The organism is Rhodoferax sp. GW822-FHT04A08 (assembly GCF_058801025.1).
Map to the genome: position 1 here is coordinate 27,799 of NZ_JBXAMW010000015.1, position 20,807 is coordinate 48,605.

At 63.5% G+C, this 20,807-nt stretch carries 16 protein-coding genes; 3 read left to right on the forward strand and 13 right to left on the reverse strand.

Features of this window, described 5'->3' with window-relative positions; translation table 11 throughout:
• Position 1: 1 nt before the first annotated feature.
• Both AC1RMF_RS21640 and purB read right to left on the reverse strand, forming a co-directional pair.
• Entirely contained in the window at positions 2-562 is a 561-nt protein-coding gene (locus AC1RMF_RS21640; RefSeq protein ID WP_493144252.1) for a YaeQ family protein, read from the reverse strand.
• A gap of 107 nt (positions 563-669) precedes the next feature.
• The gene (gene purB, locus AC1RMF_RS21645; protein ID WP_493144254.1) at positions 670-2,049 is read right to left on the reverse strand and encodes an adenylosuccinate lyase; all 1,380 of its coding nucleotides are present in this window, start codon (positions 2,047-2,049) and stop codon (positions 670-672) included.
• Positions 2,050-2,145: 96 nt separating this feature from the next.
• On the opposite strand from purB, the gene AC1RMF_RS21650 reads away from it, so the two are divergent.
• Positions 2,146-2,760, forward strand: coding sequence for a glutathione S-transferase N-terminal domain-containing protein (locus AC1RMF_RS21650; protein WP_342620319.1), 615 nt, complete (start codon positions 2,146-2,148; stop codon positions 2,758-2,760).
• Between the two features lie 16 nt (positions 2,761-2,776).
• Here the strand turns inward: AC1RMF_RS21650 and AC1RMF_RS21655 are convergent, their stop codons facing one another.
• From AC1RMF_RS21655 to AC1RMF_RS21700, 10 genes are all read right to left on the reverse strand, one after another.
• Positions 2,777-3,235, reverse strand: coding sequence for a nuclear transport factor 2 family protein (locus AC1RMF_RS21655; RefSeq protein WP_493144256.1), 459 nt, complete (start codon positions 3,233-3,235; stop codon positions 2,777-2,779).
• On the reverse strand, positions 3,232-4,011 hold the full coding sequence (locus tag AC1RMF_RS21660) for an SDR family NAD(P)-dependent oxidoreductase (RefSeq protein ID WP_493144257.1): 780 nt from the start codon (positions 4,009-4,011) through the stop codon (positions 3,232-3,234). Before AC1RMF_RS21660 ends, AC1RMF_RS21655 begins: the two co-directional genes overlap by 4 nt.
• 12 nt (positions 4,012-4,023) lie before the next feature.
• Complete coding sequence (locus tag AC1RMF_RS21665; protein WP_493144260.1) at positions 4,024-4,560, reverse strand: DUF3833 domain-containing protein; 537 nt, start codon at positions 4,558-4,560, stop codon at positions 4,024-4,026.
• On the reverse strand, positions 4,542-5,882 hold the full coding sequence (locus tag AC1RMF_RS21670; protein WP_493144261.1) for an MFS transporter: 1,341 nt from the start codon (positions 5,880-5,882) through the stop codon (positions 4,542-4,544). Before AC1RMF_RS21670 ends, AC1RMF_RS21665 begins: the two co-directional genes overlap by 19 nt.
• Positions 5,879-6,460, reverse strand: a complete 582-nt coding sequence (locus tag AC1RMF_RS21675; protein ID WP_493144263.1) for a chalcone isomerase family protein — start codon at positions 6,458-6,460, stop codon at positions 5,879-5,881. The genes AC1RMF_RS21670 and AC1RMF_RS21675 overlap by 4 nt, the downstream gene beginning before the upstream one ends.
• Entirely contained in the window at positions 6,457-7,701 is a 1,245-nt protein-coding gene (locus AC1RMF_RS21680; RefSeq protein WP_493144265.1) for a class I SAM-dependent methyltransferase, read from the reverse strand. Before AC1RMF_RS21680 ends, AC1RMF_RS21675 begins: the two co-directional genes overlap by 4 nt.
• A 51-nt stretch (positions 7,702-7,752) precedes the next feature.
• A complete protein-coding gene (locus AC1RMF_RS21685; protein WP_493144267.1) occupies positions 7,753-8,535 on the reverse strand; it encodes a DUF1365 domain-containing protein in 783 nt (260 codons plus the stop codon).
• Positions 8,532-9,833, reverse strand: coding sequence for an NAD(P)/FAD-dependent oxidoreductase (locus AC1RMF_RS21690; RefSeq protein WP_493144269.1), 1,302 nt, complete (start codon positions 9,831-9,833; stop codon positions 8,532-8,534). Before AC1RMF_RS21690 ends, AC1RMF_RS21685 begins: the two co-directional genes overlap by 4 nt.
• 147 nt (positions 9,834-9,980) lie before the next feature.
• Positions 9,981-12,137, reverse strand: coding sequence for a YccS family putative transporter (gene yccS, locus AC1RMF_RS21695; protein ID WP_493144271.1), 2,157 nt, complete (start codon positions 12,135-12,137; stop codon positions 9,981-9,983).
• Between the two features lie 9 nt (positions 12,138-12,146).
• A complete protein-coding gene (locus AC1RMF_RS21700; RefSeq protein WP_493144273.1) occupies positions 12,147-13,376 on the reverse strand; it encodes an HD-GYP domain-containing protein in 1,230 nt (409 codons plus the stop codon).
• A gap of 89 nt (positions 13,377-13,465) precedes the next feature.
• On the opposite strand from AC1RMF_RS21700, the gene rfaE2 reads away from it, so the two are divergent.
• On the forward strand, positions 13,466-13,960 hold the full coding sequence (gene rfaE2 / locus AC1RMF_RS21705) for a D-glycero-beta-D-manno-heptose 1-phosphate adenylyltransferase (protein ID WP_493144275.1): 495 nt from the start codon (positions 13,466-13,468) through the stop codon (positions 13,958-13,960).
• A 4-nt stretch (positions 13,961-13,964) separates the two neighbouring features.
• Here the strand turns inward: rfaE2 and glnE are convergent, their stop codons facing one another.
• Positions 13,965-16,694, reverse strand: coding sequence for a bifunctional [glutamate--ammonia ligase]-adenylyl-L-tyrosine phosphorylase/[glutamate--ammonia-ligase] adenylyltransferase (gene glnE / locus AC1RMF_RS21710; protein ID WP_493144277.1), 2,730 nt, complete (start codon positions 16,692-16,694; stop codon positions 13,965-13,967).
• 24 nt (positions 16,695-16,718) lie between these two features.
• Here glnE and AC1RMF_RS21715 point away from each other — a divergent pair, with 24 nt between their 5' ends.
• A complete protein-coding gene (locus AC1RMF_RS21715; protein WP_493144279.1) occupies positions 16,719-20,801 on the forward strand; it encodes a YhdP family protein in 4,083 nt (1,360 codons plus the stop codon).
• Positions 20,802-20,807: the final 6 nt, after the last annotated feature.

Here is a 20,807-nt window from a genome sequence, read left to right on the forward strand (position 1 = left end):
GCTATTTCCAGCGAATGGGTTCGATGTCGACGGTGTGTGCGCTGTCCCCCAACGTCAGCGCACCTTCCTGAATCGTGGCCTGCAGCTGCATGCTGCGCTGGGCCAACGGAATCAGTGCTTGGCTCGCCGCCGTGGGAATGCGCAACACGGACAAGTTCTTGGGGCGGCTCAGCTTGCTTTCCATGCCCTTCCACCAGACTTCGGCTGCGTGGTTGAAGCAATACAGCACCACTTCATCTGCCTTGCCACAGGCCTTGATCAAGGGCTTGTCTTCAGGCTGGCCTACCTCGATCCACAGGCGTGTCTGCCCGGTGAAGTCGCGCAGCCAGGCATCAGGCTCATCCGGGTCTGACAGGCCCGCACCAAACGCCAGCGTGCCATCGCCACCGCACACGCTTTGCAGCTTGTGCGCCTGCAAGGCCAGCGCCACCAGGCGCACCATCATGCGTTCATCGGTTTCGCTGGGGTGGCGCGCCAAGGTCAACGCATGGTCCGCGTAGTAGCTGTTGTCAATGTCTGCGATCTGCAGATTGGCCTTGTAGATGGTTGATTTGAGTGCCATGGTCCGCGATAGGAGGGGAGTTGTTCAGAAATGCCGCGGAACCGGCTTCGCCGGGCCGCAGGCATTGCCCCCTGCAAGGGGGCGGCGGCGCCAGCCGCACGGGGGTGTTAAACCCTTTTCGCGAGCTCCGCCGCCTTGCCGGTATAGGTCGCAGGGGTCATGGCCAACAAGCGGTCTTTCTCAGCCTGCGGAATATCCAGACCGGCGATGAATCCGCGCATCAGTTCCTTGGTCATGGCCTCACCGCGGGTGAACTTCTTGAGCTGCTCATAGGGCTGGGGCAGACCAAAGCGGCGCATCACGGTCTGGATCGGTTCGGCCAGCACTTCCCAGGACGAATCCAGGTCCTCCGCGATGGCGGCGGTATTGATTTCCAGCTTGTTCAGACCGGTCATGAGCGACTGGTAGGACAGTGCTGCATAGCCCAGGGCCACGCCGATGTTGCGCAGCACGGTGGAGTCGGTCAGGTCGCGCTGCCAGCGCGACACGGGCAGTTTCTCTGCCAGGTGGCGCAGCACGGCGTTGGCCAGGCCCAGATTGCCCTCGGCATTTTCAAAGTCAATCGGGTTCACCTTGTGCGGCATGGTGCTGGAACCTACTTCGCCATCACGCAGCTTCTGCTTGAAGTAGCCCAGTGACACATAGCCCCAGATGTCGCGCGCGAGGTCCACCAGAATGGTGTTGGCACGGGCGACCGCGTCAAACAATTCGGCCATGTAATCGTGGGGCTCGATCTGGATGCTGTAGGGTTGGAAGTTCAGGCCCAGACCCAGGGGTTCTGGCGTCTCTACGACCTTCTTGCTGAATGCTTCCCAGTCGAAGTCGGGCCAGGCCGACAGATGGGCGTTGTAGTTGCCCACGGCGCCGTTCATCTTGGCCAGGATCTTGACCGCAGCAATGCGGTCGCATGCGGCCTGCAGGCGCACCACCACGTTGGCGATTTCCTTGCCCACGGTAGTGGGGCTGGCGGTCTGTCCATGGGTGCGGCTGAGCATGGGCACGTCGGCATAGGCGTGGGCCATGTCGCGTAGCTTGAGCACGATCTTGTCGAGCAACGGAAGCACCACCACGTCACGGGAAGCGCGAAGCTGCAGCGCGTGGCTGGTGTTGTTGATGTCTTCACTGGTGCAGGCGAAGTGCACGAATTCGCCGGCCTTTTCCAGTTCGGGACGGGCTTCGAACTTGGACTTGATCCAGTACTCCACCGCCTTCACATCGTGGTTGGTGGTCTTTTCGATGGCCTTGATGGCTTCGCCGTCGGCTTCCGAAAAGTTCTTCACCAGGCCCAACAAGTAAGTGCGCGCTCCGGCACTGAGCGGCTTGAATTCGTCAAAGCCTGCGTCACTCAGTGCGATGAACCAGGCGACTTCGACCTGCACGCGCCGGTGCATGTAGCCGAGCTCGCTGGTCAGCGGGCGCAGGGTGGAGAGTTTGGCAGCGTAGCGGCCGTCCAGGGGCGAAAGGGCGGAAATGGCGGAGAAAGTCATCTCTGAATTGTAGGTTGTGTACCACCCCCGTGCCGATACGCATCATTGTGGCGCCCAATGGATAGAATGAAAGCCATACCTATTTCCAGATCACCCATGAAATTAATCGGATCCACCACTAGTCCCTACGTACGCAAGGTGCGCGTAGTGATGGCGGAAAAGAAGCTCGAATACGCATTCGTCCAGGAGGACGTCTGGGCCGAAGGCACGACCATTTCCGGCTCCAACCCGCTGGGCAAGGTGCCTTGCCTGATCATGGAAGGTGCTGAAGCGCTATTCGACTCGCGCGTGATCGTGGAATACCTGGACACCCTGTCGCCAGTGGGCAAGCTCATTCCCACCGTGGGCCGTGAGCGCGCCGAAATCAAGACCTGGGAGGCACTGGCCGATGGTGTGCTCGATGCCTCCATCCTGGCGCGCCTGGAGTCCACCTGGGCCGGTCGCACCGAAGTACAGCGCAGCCAGGCCTGGATAGACCGGCAGATCCACAAAGTCAACGACGCCCTCAAGGCCATGAGCCTGGGGCTGGGGGACAAGGCGTTCTGCTCCGGCATCCATCTCACCCTTGCCGACATTGCCGTGGGTTGTGCCCTGGGTTATTTGGACTTCCGTTTCCCCGACTTGAGCTGGCGCAGTGAGTATCCCAATCTGGTCAAGCTGCACGACAAGCTGATGCAGCGCCCCAGCTTCGCTGACACGGTTCCAGTCTGATGCGGCCTGCGGGCCGCTAGCTGTTGGCCTTGCGCTTGAGCCAGCGCATCAGGCCCCCGAGCAGCGGAAGTTTTTCATACAGCTCTTCTGCTGCATCCCAATAGTCGCGGTGCAGGGTCACTAGGCCTTGGTCTGAAAACTCCAGATGGGTGGCGCCCAGAATCACCTGGGGTTGGTCCTGCTTGAAGCGCTTGAAGCCAAAGCGGAATTCCCAGGTCATGAAGCAGTGCGCGCCCTGCACCACTTGCTGTGTCACTACAAAATGCGGCTGCTCCAGGGCCTCGAACATGTGCTCGAAAACCCGGCGGATTTCCGCAGTGCCGCGTACGTCATTGAAAGGGTCCTTGAAGCGCGCGTCACTGGCGTAATACTTCGCGACTTCCGCCACGCTGCGCGGGCTGAGCGTTTCGAAATACGCGGCCAGGCGTGCGGCTGCGGCAGTGCATTCCGTGTCGGATGAAGTGGATGCGTTCATGATGTGGCGCGTGCAACCAATGCGAAGTAGGCGCGGTACGGTAACACGCGCAGCAGCTTGAGCCACCAGGTGAAGCGCTTGGGGAAGTGGATTTCGAATGCACCGCTGGCCCAGCCTTTCAGAATCGCCTGCGCCGCCTGTGGCGGTGTCATCAACGCTGGCATGGCAAAGTCATTCTTGGCCGTGAGCGGTGTTTCCACAAAGCCGGGGTTGATGATGGACACGCCCACGCCGGAGGTCTTCAAATCCAAATACAGCGTTTCGGCTAGGTGGATGAGGGCGGCCTTGCTCGGGCCGTAGGCCAGGCTGTTGGGCAACCCCCGATACCCGGCTACGCTGCCCACCAGGCTGATGTGGCTGTTCCCTTGTGCTACCAGTTGCGGCAACAGGGCATCCAGCAGGTACAGGGCCCCGGTGTAGTTCACCTCCATGTGGCGCAGGGCGTCTTGCAACTGCAGGGTTTGCGCCCGCATCGGGTTGTAGTAGCCCGCGCAGTACACCACGCAGTCCAGCGCACCCAGTGCCAGCACGCTGTCTGTTGCCGATCGCACCGCATGCCGGTCGGTGGCGTCCAGCGCCAGCGCCTGGGCTCCGGCGTGTCTGTCCACAAAGTTCTGCAAGGCTTGCAGGTTTCGGGCCGAGACGATCACGCGGGCGCCCTGCGCATGCAGCGCACTGGCCGTGGCCTCGCCGATGCCGGAGCTTGCGCCCACGATCCAGACGCGCTTGCCCTGCCAGTCGCTCAGGGGTCGGTTGGTGCGCGTGAAAAAAGCCATGGTGTGACCGTCTCAGCGTTTGGAAAAAGAAAGGGTGACCTCACCCAGGCGCACGCCGAACTTGCTCATGGTGGCCTTGTTGAGCATCACCTTGTCGTTCATGAGGTACATCCAGTCGTCAAATTGCACCTCGTATACCGACCCGTCCACTGGCAGATTCAGTGTGTAGTTCCAGTGAAATGCATTGCCCCGGCTCTCGCCCTGGGCCAGTCCCACCACATCATCGGCGCGCCCCACATACCGGCCATCGGCTTGCCGCGTCAGGTGCCAGACGCGCTTTTGCTTGCTGCCATCCGAATAGCTGAAGTCTTCGTCCAGTGTGCCTTCATTTCCCTGCCAACTGCACACCATGACTACGCTGAAGCGCTTGACGACGGCACCCGACCGGTCGGTGAAGACACCATAGGCGTCGAGGGTGCCGTTGAAATACTGCCGCAGGTCCAGCGGTGGTTTTTCATTGGTATAGCGGTCAATCTGCACGCCGCTGCAGCCGCCCAGAACCAGGGCGGCGGAGGTGGCAAGAAAGGTGGTCAGGAGGCGTCGTTGCATGGTGGTTTGTGGATGATGAGGGTGTAGAGCAGCGTGGCTGCGAGCAGCTTGAGTGCGCAGGGCACCAGGCAATAAGCAATGGTGAGGGTGCGCAAGGCGGTTGCATCCTGTGCGCCCGGGGAGTAGCCCGAAAGACCCAGCAGCGGCAGGGCGACGCCGGCAGCCAGCGCCAGGTTGAGCTTGGTCGCAAAGTTCCACCAGCCGAAGTAGGCGCCTTCTGCTTGCCCTCTGTCGCCAGAGGCGGCTATGGTCCCGGCCATCAGCGCAGCAGGCAGGGCCAGGTCGGTACCCAGTGCCACGCCGGATAGTGCGCACACCACCATGAAGGCAGCGGAGTCCCCCGCGCCCAGCTGGGCGGCAAATGCAAACACGGCGATCGCCATCAGCATGCCCAGTCCCCAGGTGCGCGCCAGCCCCAGCCTCGGCACCAGACACAGCCACAAGGGCATGGATAGCGCAGCGCACAGGAAATAGCTGCCGAGAAAGAAGGGTTGCAGATGGGCCGGCGCCTGCAGGCGGTCCTGAACGAAGAAGAGAATCAATGTGGCAGGTACTGCACTGGCGATGCCGTTGGCCATGAAGACCGCCAACAGGGCGCGGAACGCAGGGCGAGAGAAGGGCAGCCACAGGGGCTCAGGGGCTCGTACAGCGTGCACGCGGGCCACGGACGGAGGCTGCACGGCCTGTCTCCAGGCCCACCAGCCGCCTGCCAGCGCCAATGCAAACAGCACGGTCGTGGCCTCCATGCCCAGGGTGAACGGAGCAACCGAGGCCAGCACCACCCCCAACAGACCCAAGCCTTCGCGCCAGGCCACGATGCGGCTGCGCTGTGTTTCATCTCCACCGAGCCGGGCACCCCAGGACTGGTGCAGTATCGACAGCGCACTGAAGGCCGTGTAGGTCAGCAGCAGTGCCAGCCCAGCCCACACCAGCAGCGCGGTTGGCGTGTTCACTGGCGGGAAGAACAGTAGTGCAAATCCCAGAGCCAGTGCCAAGGCCGCCACACCGCCCCAGCGCAGGACGAGGGGATTGGACTGGGCATACAGGTGGTCGCTCCAGCGCCCCAGCAACGGGTCAATCACGGCATCGAGCAGACGTGCACCCAGCATGAGCGCGCCCAGTGCTGCCAGTGGCACATGCAGCGTGGTCGCATAGTGGTTGGGCAGCACCACGTACAACGGCAGGGCCACAAACGCCAGGGGAAAACCCATCCAGCCATAGCGCAGACCGGCCTGCCAACCGGTGAACACCGTCTTGTCTACAGCGGTTGTCGAAGCGCCTGCAGGTGACGTAACCATCGCTGGCGCAATTACGTCGGTCATGATGCGCTACGCCCCAGCAGGCTGGCACGCAGTTGCGGCTCGCTGGTGGCGTCCGCCAGCCAGATGCCGAAGAAGACGCGGCTGAAGTCCGCATCCCGTATGGCGGGCAGGGACTGGCCGTTGAACCAGAAGCGCGCGCCGGTACCAGGAAAGTGCGCACCGACAATGCGGTCCCCCGCCTTCACATCGGGAAAAGTGCGCACCATGGCCGCAAGCCAGGCCTTTTCCTGCTCGGCGCCAAAGCCTCCCTGGCGCTGCATCTCCTTGAGGGAGCGCTCGGCAATCGCCTTGCCGTTCAGGCTGCGCAAGTAGTTCAGTTCGAGCGCAAAGGGCGTGGCTGCATAGGCCTCCGGCTTGAAGCTACTGCTCACCCATAACCGGGCTTCGTAGATATCAAAACCGAAGAAGCGCATGCGGGCGGAGCCCAGCTTTTGCAGGCCCGGCAATTCGCTGTCCAGTTCTGTTGGCAGAGCGCTTGTGCCTTGGGCCCGTGCTGCAAAAGCGGTTGCCAATCCGCTGACGGCAAGCCATGCGGCGACGGTGGCGCGCATCAAGGCGGTACGCCGGGAGTGGTTCATGGCCGGGCCAGTGGCTTGCGCAGGGTGAACTGCACCACGTCGGTATTGCGCTCGTCGAACGCTGCTTCGCAGTAGGCCAAGTAGAACTCCCAGATGCGTACAAAGCGTTCGTCGAAGCCATTGGCCATGACGGCGCTGCGCTGCGCCACAAAGGCATCGCGCCAGCGCCGCAAGGTCTCGGCGTAGTCTGGCCCAAACGCCAACTCGCGCTCCACCTCCAGCCCCGCCGCCTGTGCCTGCTCCTTGAACACGCGCGGGCTGGGCAGGCAGCCGCCAGGGAAGATGTATTGCTGGATGAAGTCGGTGGAATGGATGTAGCGCGCGTAAAAGGCGTCATTGATCACAATGCTCTGGATACAGGCGCGGCCACCCGGCTTGAGCAGCTTGGACACTGCAGCAAAATAGGTTGGCCAATATTCGCGGCCCACTGCCTCCACCATCTCGATCGAGCAGATGGCATCGAACGGCGCATCATCAATGTCGCGGTAGTCCTGCAGCCGCAGGTCGGCATGCTGCTCCGTACCCAGGCGCTGCATGCGTGCGCGGGCATAGGCCAACTGTTCGGTGCTCAGCGTCACGCCGGTGATGTGGGCCTGCATGTCGGTGGTCGCCATCTCGGCCAAGGCTCCCCAGCCGCAGCCGATCTCCAGCACGCGGTCGCCCGGCTTCACCGCCGCCTCGGTGAGTGCACGCCGCACCTTGGTGCGCTGGGCTTGGGCCATGGGCTGGGACAGGTCACCCTGGAACAGGGCGCTGGAGTAGTTCATGGTCTCATCCAGCCACAGGCCATAGAACGCATTGCCCAGGTCGTAGTGGGCATGGATGTTCTTCTGGCTGTTGGCGCGCGTGTTGCGGTTGAGCAGATGCTTGATGCGGTAGATCAGACGGCCGGCCCAGCTGCCGTAGATCACATCTTCCACCTCGGCGCGGTTCTTGATGAGCACGCGCAGCAGGTCGGTCAGGTTGGGCGTGCTCCAGTCGCCGGCAATATAGCTTTCGGCAAACCCGATGTCGCCGGACTTCAGCGCCGCGCTGCAGACGTTCCAGTTGTGCAAGGCCAGGGTGGCATGCGGCAGAGACTCGCCGCCAAAGCGCTGCATGCTCCCGTCCGGGAGCTGCACCGTCAGACTACCGTGGTGCAGCCGGCCGAGCAGCTTGAAAACCGTGCGTGCAGAAGCCGGTGTGTCAGGAGGCAATGCAAAGCGATCGCCCAGTGTCGTGCCTATGGTTTTACTGTTCATGAAAGACAGGGCTCCATTGAAAGTCGGGTGAGGTCTGGGAAGTTCATCGCACTAGCGGCTGGTGAACGTGGCGGGCAGCGGTGGCTTGCCAAAGAAGGGCGTGCGTTTGATAAACAGCTTGAGCGCCTGCCAATGGATGCGTGCCACCACACCCCAGGTCATGGCCGGGTAGCGCCACAGCGCATGGCGCACCGCTGCAGATGTGAGTGGCTGCAGCGTGCCGCTCACACTGGTCTCGATCAGCGGCCCCTGCGCGTCGTCATAGTCGATGCGCGCCACTGTGCGTTGCAGATCCGGCGTGACCATGAAGCGAAAGCGGTAGCCCCCTTCGACCGGGCAGAACGGCGATACATGGAAGACCTTGGTGGCGCGCAGCTCCACGCCAAATGCCGGGCGGTCCAGCAGATAGCAGTGCCGTTCGCCAAAGGTGTTGTTCACCTCCACGACGATGGCCCGCAGCTTTCCGCCGGCAGCATGGCAATACCAGAAGCTCACCGGCTTGAAGGTAAAGCCCAGCACGCGCGGATAGCAGTGCAACCAGACCTCACCGCTGGCATCGTCAATGCCTTGTGTCCGCAGCAGTTCGTCCAGCCAGGCCAGGGCGCCGCCCTGCTCGGGGCCGCGCCCGTCGCCGTGGTCCTTGTCGAAGAAGGACAGCGCCGCCAAGCGGTTGCGGGCCAGCGCACCCGGCCCATTGGCCTGCAGGCTGCGCATGGGCAGCATGAGAAAGTAGGTGCCATACACAAAGGCATTGCGCGCCGGGCGCAGCCTGCTGTGCCGCACCTGGCCAAAACCGATGTGGGCCAGCGCCTGGCCTTTGCTGCGCGTGGTCATGCGGCAAGGCGCTCTGTGACGACCAGCGAATTGTGGATGCGGCGCGCCACATCCAGTCCCGATGCCAGACCGTCCTCGTGAAAACCGTAGCCGGTCCAGGCGCCGCAGAAATAAGTGTGTTGCTTGCCCTGCAAGGTGGGAATCTGCCTTTGTGCCTGGATGGCAGCCAGGTCAAACACAGGGTGATCGTATGCATAGCTGCCCAACACATGGCGATCGGCAATCGCGCGCACCGGATTGAGGGAGACCACCACGCTGGTTTTGAAAGGCAGCGGTTGCAACCGGTTGAGCAGGTAGTGCAGGCACACCCGTGCGCTCTCTTGCGCCTTGTCCGTCGCACGCTCGTAGTTCCAGGCCGCCCAGGCGCGCCGGGTGCGAGGCAGCACCGAGGTGTCGGTGTGCAGCACCGCACGGTTGGGCTGATAGCGAATGGCGCCCAGGACGCTTCGCTCTGCGGGGCTGGCATCGGCCAGCAGACGCAATGCCTGGTCCGAGTGACAGGCCAGCACAAGCTGGTCGTATCGCTCGGTCTGGCCGTTGGCACGGACCCAGACACCTTGTGCATCGCGGCGTACGCTGTCCACGCGGGAGTTCAAACGCTTGTCGGCGATGCCGGCCACGATCTTGTCCACATAATGGCGCGCGCCGCCTTGAACAGTCCACCACTGGGGGCGGTTGGTCACCTGGATCAGTCCGTGGTTGTGGCAGAAACGGATCATGGTGGCCACGGGAAACTGCAGCATCTGGTCGGTGGGGCAGCTCCAGATGCAGCCCAGCATGGGCAGGAAATACCAGTCCCGGAATTCTGCGGAAAAGCCGTGTTGGCGCAGGAAGTCACCCAGCGGCTGCACCAGCTCGATTTCCGAGCCGCTTTGCGCAATGCGGGTAGCCAGTGCGTTGAAGCGCAGGACCTCGCGCAGCATCCTCCAGAAACGCGGCCTTAGCAGGTTGCGGCGTTGCGCGAACACCGTGCCCAGCGAAGAGCCGCTCCACTCCAGCGCCGCCCCGTGTGGCTGCGGAACCTGCACCGAGAACGACATGTCGGACTTGGCAGTGGCAATGTCCAGTTCCGCAAACAGAGCGATCAGCTTGGGATAGGTGCGCTCGTTGAACACCAGAAAGCCGGTGTCCACGCCGTGTGTGACCGGCCCTTGCGCGCCTTCCAGGGTCACGTCCACTGTATGCGTGTGGCCGCCAAAGTAGCTGCCTGCTTCAAACAGCGTGACGTTGGCCTGCCCGTGCAGGCGGTGCGCTGCGGCCAGACCTGCGATTCCCGAACCGATGATAGCTATTTTCATGGATTTATTACCTTTTGGTCATTTTGTGACTGATTGGTAATAAAGCGAATTGATTAGTTCAAAGACCTCGACGCGCATAGGGTATTGGCGATGCCGGGCACGCCACCTTCCGCCTCGTGGGCGTCCATGGCAGGGAGCGATCCGTTCTCAGGGGTGGGTTGTAAGAGGGGCCGGCCACAGCAGCGCAGCCTGTTGCCGCAGCACAGGCAACAGCCGGTTGGCCAGCTGCAGCTGCACCAGCAGGAGGTTTTGCACCTGACGGGATTCAGGCGTGGTCGTACTGGCGGCAGAGTCCCCTGCCGCCTCAGGTGCGGCAACCGGCCCGCCCGCATCAAGGGCCTGCGCCAGTCCCTCCAGGCCTTGCAGTAGCTCCTGCGCAGCCTGCAAGGTGGTGCTGTCCAGAGCTTCGGCCTGCGCCTCGCCGCGGTGCGCACCCAAGGCCGACAGGTAGCTCAGCAGCATGTGGGACTGCAGCAGGAAGCGGCCGCAGGCAACCATGTCCAGCTGCGCATGCGCAGGCTCGTTGGCCATGGCGCTGTAGGCATTGGACAGGGCCGCATCGGCATTGTGTGCGTCGCGCCGGGCCACGCGGTAGGCCAGGTGGTCCTGCTTGCCTTGCTGGTATTGCAGAAGGATTTCACGCAGATAGCCAGCCTGGCTTTTCAGGGTTTGCGCTGCCAGCCGGGGCCAGTGGCGGGCCTGCCAGTTGGGCAGGATCAGCCAGGCGGCCAGGGCGGCGATGGCACTGCCCAGCGCCGTGTCCAGCAACCGCGCCGGGATGACTCCCTGGGACATGCCCATCTGATGGAAGCTCAGCAGCACCAGCGTGGTGACCGCCGCGCTGCTGACGCGCGGGTCGGTCTGCCGTGTGCCGATGAACAGGGTGCCTGCCAGCACGGTACAGGCCGCCTGCAGAAGCGCCCCCGGAAACAGCCGTATCAAGGCCCAACCCACGCCCAAACCCACCACCGTGCCCAGCGCACGCTGGCCCAGGCGCTGGAGCGTGGCGCTGTACTGCGGCTGGCTTACGAACACGACGGTGAGCAGGATCCAGAAACCATGTGGGTCCTGGGTCAGGCGCATCACACCGAATGCCACCAACAGCGACAGCGCCAGGCGCACCGCGTGGCGCATCAGGGCCGAACGCAGGTTGAGCTGCGCGCGGATGCGTGACCAGGCTTCGCCCAGGGTCTGGGGCTGGCGATCCAGCAGCGCAAGGTTGGGTGCGTCCACCGGCCCGCTCATGGCGCCGGCAAACACACTGGCCAGAGCGGTCAGGTTGTCACCCAGCGCACGCAGGGCCCGCAAGGGCCGATCGGCCAGAGAGGAATTCGGATCCAGATGGCGGATACCCGCTTGCATCTCCTCGATGGCGCGTGCGGTCGTCCCGGTGTGGCGGGGGCTGGTGTCCTCGCGTATCACCAATGCATATTTGTGCGCCTGCTCGCCCAGCACGCAGAGCACGCGCTCACAGCGGTAGAGCGCATCTGAGCGCGCAAACACCTTGGCCAGCAGCACATAGCTCTCATGGGAAGAGCTCACCCGCTCATGAATGTCCTGCGCGGCCAGGTACTGGTGAATGGACTGCTGCAGCCGTGCGGATGGCGTGCCGCTTCCCAGGCGGGTGAACAGGGACTCCTTGGCGGCGTTGAGCGCATCGACCACCCGGCCGTTGTGCAGCGCCAGATCCAGCCTGCGCCGACTCATGTCGATGTCCCCCACGGGCTCAAACAGCTGTGCCTTCAGGCGCAGGTATTCGCCCAACAACGAGTACAGCGTGGAGAGCCGGTGGCGTACCGTGGGCATGGGCCAGGCGGCAGCCCACAGCAGGGAGACCAGGCCATACCAGGCCGCTCCGCCCAGGAGATACGGAGCCACCAGAACCGCCTGTGCGCGGTCGCCCTGTGCCGACAGTGCGGTGTAGATGAACAGCACCAGTGCACCGAACGCGATGGCTCGGTAGCGCTCGCCCACAGCGCCCAGCATGGTGAGAAAGAAGGCTGACGTCGCCAGCGCCAGGGCCAGCAGCACGGGCGATACCAGCGTGGCCCAGACCGCGCCCATGACCAGGCTGAACACACACAGCGAAATCAGCTGGGTTTGAAGCCGCTTGCCCCAGTTGTCATCGGTCTCGGTAAAGGCACTGGCAAGAACGCCGAGCAGCACGGTCATCAGCTCGTCCTGCCAGTCGTATGCCCAACCCACGGCCAGCACCGTGCTCAGCGCAAGCAGCGCCTGCGCGCCGCGCATGAAGCCTTCGTGATTGCGGGTCCACTGGAGATTGGCCAGCCAGCTGTCGTTCACTGGGCAGCCTTACCAGACCCGGTCATTGCCAGTGGTTTGGGTAAGCGGTAGCAGACGGTCCAGATGGATCTGCACCTTGACCTCGCTGTGCGCAACGCTTGCCACCACCTTGTAGTCCTTCTGGCTGGTGTCGCGCACTGCATGTTCGGCCGTGGGCATGCCACTGCGGTTGAGCACCACCGCCACGCGTGGGGTGCTGGTGTTGGTGCCACGCCGAACCACCACGGCCACTTCGTCGGAGGCCAGTCGTACATAGGAGCCTGGTTGGTAAATGCCGACTGCCTTAATCAGCGCCGCACCGGCTTCGTCCACCTGCTTGTTCTCATCAAAATAGCAGGCCTGCATGGCCACCGCCGGAGGCACCGGCGGACGAGACAGGCGTGGCGAGAGGCGAGCCGCAAACATGTCGGCGCGCTGGATCATGCGTGCCAGCCGCTGCGCCGGTGTCTTGCTGCGCAGGTCACCCGGCGCCTGTGCATGGTGTTCGGCCACAGCCTGCAGCCAGGTCGGGTCTTCGATGCCGACGGACTTGAGGATATCCACCGAGCGCTGCGCATGGCTGTCGATCTGGGCCAGTTGGGTATCGTCCGGCGGGCGCTTTTGCGAGGTCAGCTTGTCCTGCAATTCGGTCATGGAGACGTTCATGGTCAATGCCGCCTTGCACAGCAGCATCTCCACATGCTCGGGCCAGGCCAGCACCTCGCGTGCGGCCAGACCGCACATCACGCTCACCAGCATGGCGTGGGTCGCGCTGTACATGGAGGTCTCTGAGGCCGATAGCTGGATCAGTGCAAACAGCACCCCATTGGGGTTGCGATGCGACTCGCGTTGCAGGGTGCGGAACACATGCTCCAGCCGCCATTTGAAATGTTCGCGGTTGGGGTCGCGCAGCAGGATGTGGGCTTCCACCTGCAGATCGCGCCAGTCCACGCGGTCCGTGGTGACGACTTCGCGCTTGGTCGCCTTGTCCACCATCAGTTTGGACTCGGCGATTTCGCCAATCGACTTTTCCTTGCGCATGAGCGTTTGCAACTGGTCGATGTAGGCCTTGCGCAAGGCTTCAGCATCCACACCATCAATGAACAGGCCGCCACTGCGGTTGTAGAACATTTCCAGATCGGCCCGGGAGGCCACTACAAACGACTTGCGGGCCAGCAGAATGCCGTTGCTGTCCACGAGATCACAAGGCAATGGTTGCCCAATGCGGATGGAGTCGATTTCAACGGGAATCAGGTTCATAGAGTGCAAAGATTATGCCCTCTCGCCCCTGTTTCAACTATCAAAATACCGGGCAAATACCCGCCTGAAGCCCTGCTAGCATTGCGTGCATGCAAGCTCAAGACACCCCCCCCGCTTTCCTGGAGAAGATCCACCACCGCGGCGATCTGGTCGCGGCCTTGAGGGCTTTGCCCAGACCCTGGGTATTCACCAACGGGGTATTCGACGTGTTGCACCGTGGCCATGTGGTCTATCTGGCGCAGGCCCGTGCGCTCGGTGGCAGCCTGATTGTGGCGCTCAATACCGATGCATCGGTCAAGCGCCTGGGCAAAGGCGACGACCGCCCCTTGAACAAGGACGAAGACCGTGCCATCGTGATGGCCTCACAAGAGTCGGTCAGCTTGGTGACCTGGTTTGACGAAGACACGCCGCAGGAAATCATTGCCGAGATCCGCCCGGACATCCTGGTCAAAGGCGGGGACTACGACATGGCCAAACTGCCGGAGACTGCCCTGGTGCAAAGCTGGGGCGGACAGGCACTGGCCCTGCCATTTGTGCAGGGTTACTCCACCACCAAGCTGGTCAACCGGATACGCGCCGGCTAGGCCTTCAGCCGAATACTGCCGCCCACAGCGCCAGTCCGGCTTCGCGCTCGGTTCGCACCTGGTCTTCGTCGACCTGGGTAGGTTCTTCGTTGAGGCGAGCCCGGTGCTGGATCTGGCGCAATGCACGGTAAGCCTGTGCCGCGTTGTCGCCGGTATGGCCGGGCAGCAGTCCGCAGGTCTGGGCGCGCTGCAGCAGGGCGATGTTGCCCACATTGGCGCGCAGCTCCGGGTGGTGTGCGCTCTGGGACAGCACCAGGTACTGCACCACGAATTCGATGTCCACCATGCCGCCGGGGCTGTGTTTGACATCGAACTGGTGGCCGCGCACCGGATGGGCAGACCGCACCTTGGCACGCATGTCCATGATCTCCTTGCGCAGCCCGGCATCCTCACGCGGGGTGCTGATGACGGCCTCACGCACCGCGTCAAAGCGCTGGTGCAATCCAGGTTCACCCAGTACACAGCGCGCCCGGGTCATGGCCTGGTGTTCCCAGGTCCAGGCGGTGTTGCTGCCGCGCTGTTGCTGGTAGTTGGCGTAGGAGGTGAAGCTGGTCACCAGCATGCCCGAGTTGCCGTTGGGCCGCAGCGCGGTGTCGATCTCGTAGAGGTCGCCCTCGCCGGTCTTGACGGTGAGCCAGTTGATCAGCTTGCGCACCAGGGCCCCATACACCTCGGTAGCCCGCTCGTCCTCGTCGTCGTAGACGAACACGATGTCGAGATCGCTGCCGTAGCCCAGCTCCTTGCCGCCCAGCTTGCCGTAGGCAATGATGGCAAAGTGGTGCTCATCGCGGTGGCGATTCTTCAGACGCTGCCAGCACCAGCGGGTGGTGGTGCGCAGCATGCAGTCTGCCAGTGCACTGAGGTCGTCTGCCACCTGTTCCACGGTGATGCGGCCTTCCACGTCGCGCGCCAGGGTGCGGAATACTTCGGCATGGTGGGCGCGGCGCAGCAGGTTGAGCAGGGCTTCGTCGTCGTCCTCGCCACTGGCTGCCAGTGCCGTGCGGCGGCTCTCCAACTCGGCCTCGAACGCGGCGGCATCAAAGCGCTCCTCCAGCATGGCACTGCCGGCAAGCTCGTCAATCACACCAGGGTGTTGCAGAAGATAGCGCGCGGGCCATTTGGCGGCGCCCAGCATATGCAGCAGGCGCTCGTGGACGTTGGGCCGTTCCAGCAGCAAAGCCAGGTAGCTCTCGCGGCGCAGCAGCGGCTCGATCCAGTCCGACAGCCTGACGGCAGCGTCTTCACTCACCTTGCCCTCGGCCACCCATTGGGCGGTGCGCAGTATCAGGCGTCCCAGGCGGGCACGTGACTCTTCGCGCAGGGCGAGGATGCGCGGGTGCGCCTGCCAACTGGTCAGGCGTTCGCGGAACTTGCCCTGGGTGTGGGTGAGCAGGACCTCGAAGTCGCTGACGTTGGGTGCCGAGGCCTTGTTGCAGCCGCCCTTGCACGGCGGTTGGGCACCCCCCAACAGTGCGTCGAATTCCTGCGCCACAAACTCGCGGTGGGTATCCAGAGCGCCCAGAAAGTCGCAGGATTGGGCAAAGCCCATGGTCTGTGCGACCCAGTGCAGGTCGGCGTCGTTGGTGGGCAGCACATGGGTTTGCTGATCGTCCAGAAACTGGATGCGATGCTCCACCTGCCGCAAGAACACGTACGCCGCGGCCAGCCGGTCGGCGGTGGCCTGTGGCATCAGTCCGGACTTGGAGACACGCTGCAGCGCACTCAGAGTGGGGCGGGTGCGCATCTCCGGAAATTGGCCGCCGCGCACCACCTGCAGCAGCTGCACGGTGAACTCGATTTCGCGGATGCCTCCGCGCGAGAGCTTGACGTCGTTGCCGCGCTCCGGGTGTCCGGCGCTGCGCTTGGTGGCGTGGTCGCGGATCTGGCGGTGCAGCACGCGCAGGGCGTCAAAGACGTTGTAGTCCAGGTAGCGGCGGAACACGAAGGGCACCACCACCGAGCGCAAACCCTGGGCGCAAGAAGAGCCTATCGCGGCGCGTGGCGCCACCACCCGGCTCTTGAGCCAGGCAAAGCGCTCCCATTCACGTCCCTGCACCTGGAGGTACTCTTCGAGCGCCGCCAGCGAAACGGCGGCCGGCCCTGAGTTGCCGTTGGGTCGCAGAGCCAGGTCGACCCGGAACACAAATCCGTGCTCGGTGGTGTCGCCAACCAGGGCATAGATGGCCCGCACCTGCTTGGCAAAGTACTCCTGATTGGAAATCCGGCCCCGCCCCTCAGCACTGCCACTGGTCTCGCCGTCCTGGTCGTAGATATAGATCAGGTCGATGTCGCTGGACACATTGAGCTCGCGCGCACCGAACTTGCCCATGCCCACGATGCACAGTTGTGCGGGTTCACCCAGCGGCCCCAGTGGTGCGCCGTGGGTTTCCTGCAAGGCCAGGCTGCTCGCGTCAAAGGCTATGTCCAGCGCAAACTCCCCCAGCGTGGTCATGCTTGCAGTCACCTCGCCCAGGCTGCAGGCGTCTTCGCAGTCCAGGGTCAGCAACCGCTCCATCACCAGTTGGCGGGTTACCCGCAACGCGGCGGAGACGTCCATTCCGGCCCCACGCAAATGGTCATAGACGGACTGCATGGATGCCCGCGTGGGGAGCCCGGGGGGCAGCAGGGACATCTGCGTCTCGTAGCGCCGACGGACGCGTTGTCCCAAGCGTGGGTAAGCTGACCGGCTGAGCGCACTGGATGCTTCTGGGTTGCGGGTCATAATTCCTGACATGGTGATCATTTTCTAATAGCGCAGGTGCACGCAACTCCCTCACTGTGGCTCAGAGGTTCCGCCGCGGCAGCGCACTGGGCACTATGGATTTTGCTGGTCGCCTGGATTACCTTGGGCCTGGCTTGGGGTGCCTTGCATTTTTTGATTGTGCCGCGAATCGGAGATTTCCGTCCGTGGCTGGAACAGCAAGCCAGTCAGCGTATGGGGATTACCGTGCGGGTGGGTGACATCGTGGCGCGCTCCAACGGGCTGATTCCATCGGTGGAATTGCTCGACGTGCGCTTCCTGGACGCGGGTGGTCGCGAGTCCCTGCGCCTGCCTTCGGTGCTGGCGGCGCTGTCGCCCCGCTCGGCCTTTGGCCTGGGTTTTGAGCAGTTGTATATCGAGGCGCCCGAGCTGGCCGTGCGTCGCAGTGCCGACGGACGCTTCTGGATTGCCGGCTTTGCCCTGCCCGATACCCACACCCAAGACAGCAGTGCCAGTGATTGGGTGTTTTCCCAGAAGGAACTGGTGGTGCGCCATGGCAAGGTGCGCTGGACCGATGAGCTGCGCGGCCTTCCCACGCTGGAGCTGGATGATGTGGACGTGGTCATCCGCAACAAGCATCTGGCCCACTCGGTGCGGGTGGATGCCGACCCGCCTGCGGGGTGGGGTTCCCGTTTGTCCTTGCGCGGCATCTTCCAGCAAACCCTGTTTTCGCGCCGCAACGGGGATTGGCGCAATTGGGTCGGGCAGCTCTATGCACAGGCCGACCAGGTCGATCTGGCGCAGTTGCGCAACTATTGTGATCTGGGCGTGGACCTGAGCCGTGGGGCCGGTTCCCTGCGCGCCTGGGTGGATGTGGACCATGCCCAGGCCAAGGGCGCCACGGCCGATTTGGCACTGCAGGCGGTGACGGTCAAGGTGGCCGCCGATCTGGAGGCATTGGATCTGGAGCGCGTCTCCGGGCGTCTGGGCGCGCGTCGGCTCGATGGCGGCTATGAGTTGTCGGCCCAGGCGCTGACATTCGATACCCGCGACGGACTGAATTGGCCCGGCGGCAATCTGCAGCTCGGCGTATTTGCACCCAAACCCAAACAAGGTGCCCATGGCACGTTGGTGGCAGACCGGTTGGATCTGGCGGCACTGGCGGAGGTGGCCAGCCGACTGCCGCTGGATGACACATTGCATGCCATGGTGCAGCGTGTGGCCCCCAAGGGCCTGGTGGAGAAACTGCAGTTCAACTGGCAGGGCGAAGCGTCCAACCCCACCAGCTACGCTTTGACCGGCCGCGTCTCGCAACTGACCTTGGCGGCGCAGCCATCCGGCCACAACGGCATCCCCGGCTTGCGCGGGGCCAGCGCGGATTTCGACATCAGCCAGGGCGGCGGCAAGGCCAGCCTGCAGATACAAGGTGGCGCGGTGGAGTTCCCAGGCATCTTTGACAACCCGGTGGTGCCATTCGATTCTCTGAGCGCTGACGTGCAGTGGAAGGTGGACGGGCAACGCATCAGCGTGGACGCCAGCAAGGTGCGCTTCGCCAACACCGATGCACAGGGCGAGGCGCAAATCAAGTGGCAGACCGGTGCCGTGCCGCGTGCGGGCGCGCCCGACCTGCGCTTCCCCGGTGTGCTGGATCTGCAGGGCACGCTCAGCCGTGCCAATGTGGCTGCCGTGCCGCGCTACCTGCCGCGGGTGATGAACAAAGAGGCACGCGAGTACCTGGAGCAGGCGTTGGTGGCGGGAGAGGGCAGCGGCGTCAAGTTCAAGCTCAAGGGTGATCTGGACAAGTTTCCATTTGACTCGGCCAAGCAGGGTGAGTTCCGGATTTCGGCCGATGTGCGCAACGTCAGCTATGCCTATGCCCCGCCCCTGGTCATGCCCAAGGACAGTCCGCCCTGGCCTTTGCTGACGCAGGTTGCCGGTGAGTTCGTGCTGGACCATGACCTGCTGCAGGTCAAGGGCGCCAAGGGGCTGCTGTCCACCGGTACCGGCCTGCAGTTCAGCAAGACCGATGTGACGGTTTCCAAGCTGTATTCCGGGCCCCAGGTGGTAGTCGCGGCGGAGGCACGCGGGCCCCTGACCGAGGCGTTGGCGTTTGTGAATGCCTCGCCGGTGGGCGGCTGGATCGGCAATGCCCTGGCGCGCAGCACGGTGACCGGTATTGCCGACTACAAGATCAAGCTCAACATTCCGGTGGACCATGCCGAGAAGTCCACCGCACAGGGCAGTGTTGCTTTGGCCAACAGCGACTTCCAGCTGGTGCCCGGCGTGCCGCGTCTGAATCGCATCAAGGGGCTGGTGAACTTTACCGACACCGGTTTTTCCCTGAGTGGCGTGCAGGCACGCATTCTGGGCGGTGACGTGCGTGTGGAAGGGGGCATGGTCTTTGGCAGCGCGGCCTCGGCGCGCAATGGGCCGGGTAGTCTGCGTTTTCAGGGGGTGGCTACGTCCGAAGGTCTGCGCCAGGCTTCCGAGCTGGGACTGGCGGCCCGGCTGGCGCAGTTCAGCACCGGGAGTGCCGCCTACAGCGCCAATCTGACCTTGCACGGCGGGGTGCCGGAGCTGCTGGTCACCAGCAGCCTGATCGGCATGGCCATCAACCTGCCGGAGCCCTTTGGCAAGTCGCCCGAAGCACCGTTGCCACTGCGTCTGGAGAGCACGGTCGTGCGTGCCTCGCAACAAGCAGGTGCCCGTCTGCAGGACCAATGGCAGGTGGATGTCGGCAAGCTGGCCAATGTGACCTATGTGCGCGATATTTCGGGCGCCGAGCCGCGGGTGGTGCGGGGTGCCATCGGGGTGGGACTGACCGCGGAGGAGTCCGCGCCCATGCCCAGCGAAGGCGTTGCGGCCAACCTCAACCTCAACCGCATTGACGTGGACGCCTGGTCCACGGTGGTGTCGCGCCTGATGGGCGTTGCAGGAGCTGGCACACCGCTCAGCGGCAATGACAGCAGCTACCTGCCCACCACGGTCGCGTTGCGTGCCAAGGAGCTGCTGGCCGACGGGCGCAAGTTCAACCAGATCCTGGTGGGCGGTGCGCGCGACGGGCTGGTCTGGCGCGGCAATGTGGACGCGTCCGAACTCAATGGCTACGTGGAATACCGCCAGAGCACCAGTGCCGCTGCGGGCCGGGTGTACGCACGCCTGTCACGCCTGGTCATAGGTCAGACGGTGGCACAGGATGTAGAGAACATTCTGGACCAGCAGCCCGCCAGCATTCCGGCGCTGGACGTCGTAGTGGATGACTTCGAGCTGCGCGGCAAGAAGCTGGGGCGGCTGGACGTGCAGGCCATCAACCTGGGCGGCGTTCCCGGTCGGGATACGGCGCGGGAGTGGCGTCTGAACCGTTTCAACATCAATACGCCCGAAGCCACGCTGACCGCCTCCGGCAACTGGGTCAACGTGAACGCGCAAACACCTGGCGCTGCAGCGCGCGGTGTGCGCGAGCGCAGGCGTACCGTGTTGAACTTCAAGCTGGATGTGGTCGATTCCGGCGACCTGCTCAAGCGCATGGGCATGCCGGGCGTGATTGCGAAGGGACGTGGCAAGGTGGAGGGCCAGGTGTCTTGGCTGGGCTCGCCGTTTTCGCCGGACTACCCCAGCATGGCTGGCGGCTTCAACATGAACATGGAGTCTGGCCAGTTCCTCAAGGCCGAGCCCGGCATTGCCAAGCTGCTGGGGGTGCTCAGTCTGCAGTCGCTGCCACGGCGGCTGACGCTGGACTTCCGCGACGTGTTCAGCGACGGATTCGCCTTCGACTTCGTGCGTGGAGATGTCACCATCGAGCAGGGCATTGCGCACACCAGCAACCTGCAGATGAAAGGTGTGAACGCGGCCGTGATGATGGAAGGCCAGGCCGACATTGCCAAGGAAACCCAGATGCTCAAAGTGCTGGTGATTCCTGAAATCAACCTGGGCAGTGCCTCCTTGCTGTACTCGGCCATCAATCCGGTGGTGGGGCTCACCACCTTCCTGGCCAATGTGATTCTGCGCCGCCCATTGATCGAAGCCAATACGCAGGAGTTCATGATCGACGGCACCTGGGTGGACCCCCGTGTGACCAAGCTGGAGCACAAACTGGAAACCCCCTCAAACCCGTCTTCTACGCCGACACCCGCAAAATAGGCACCC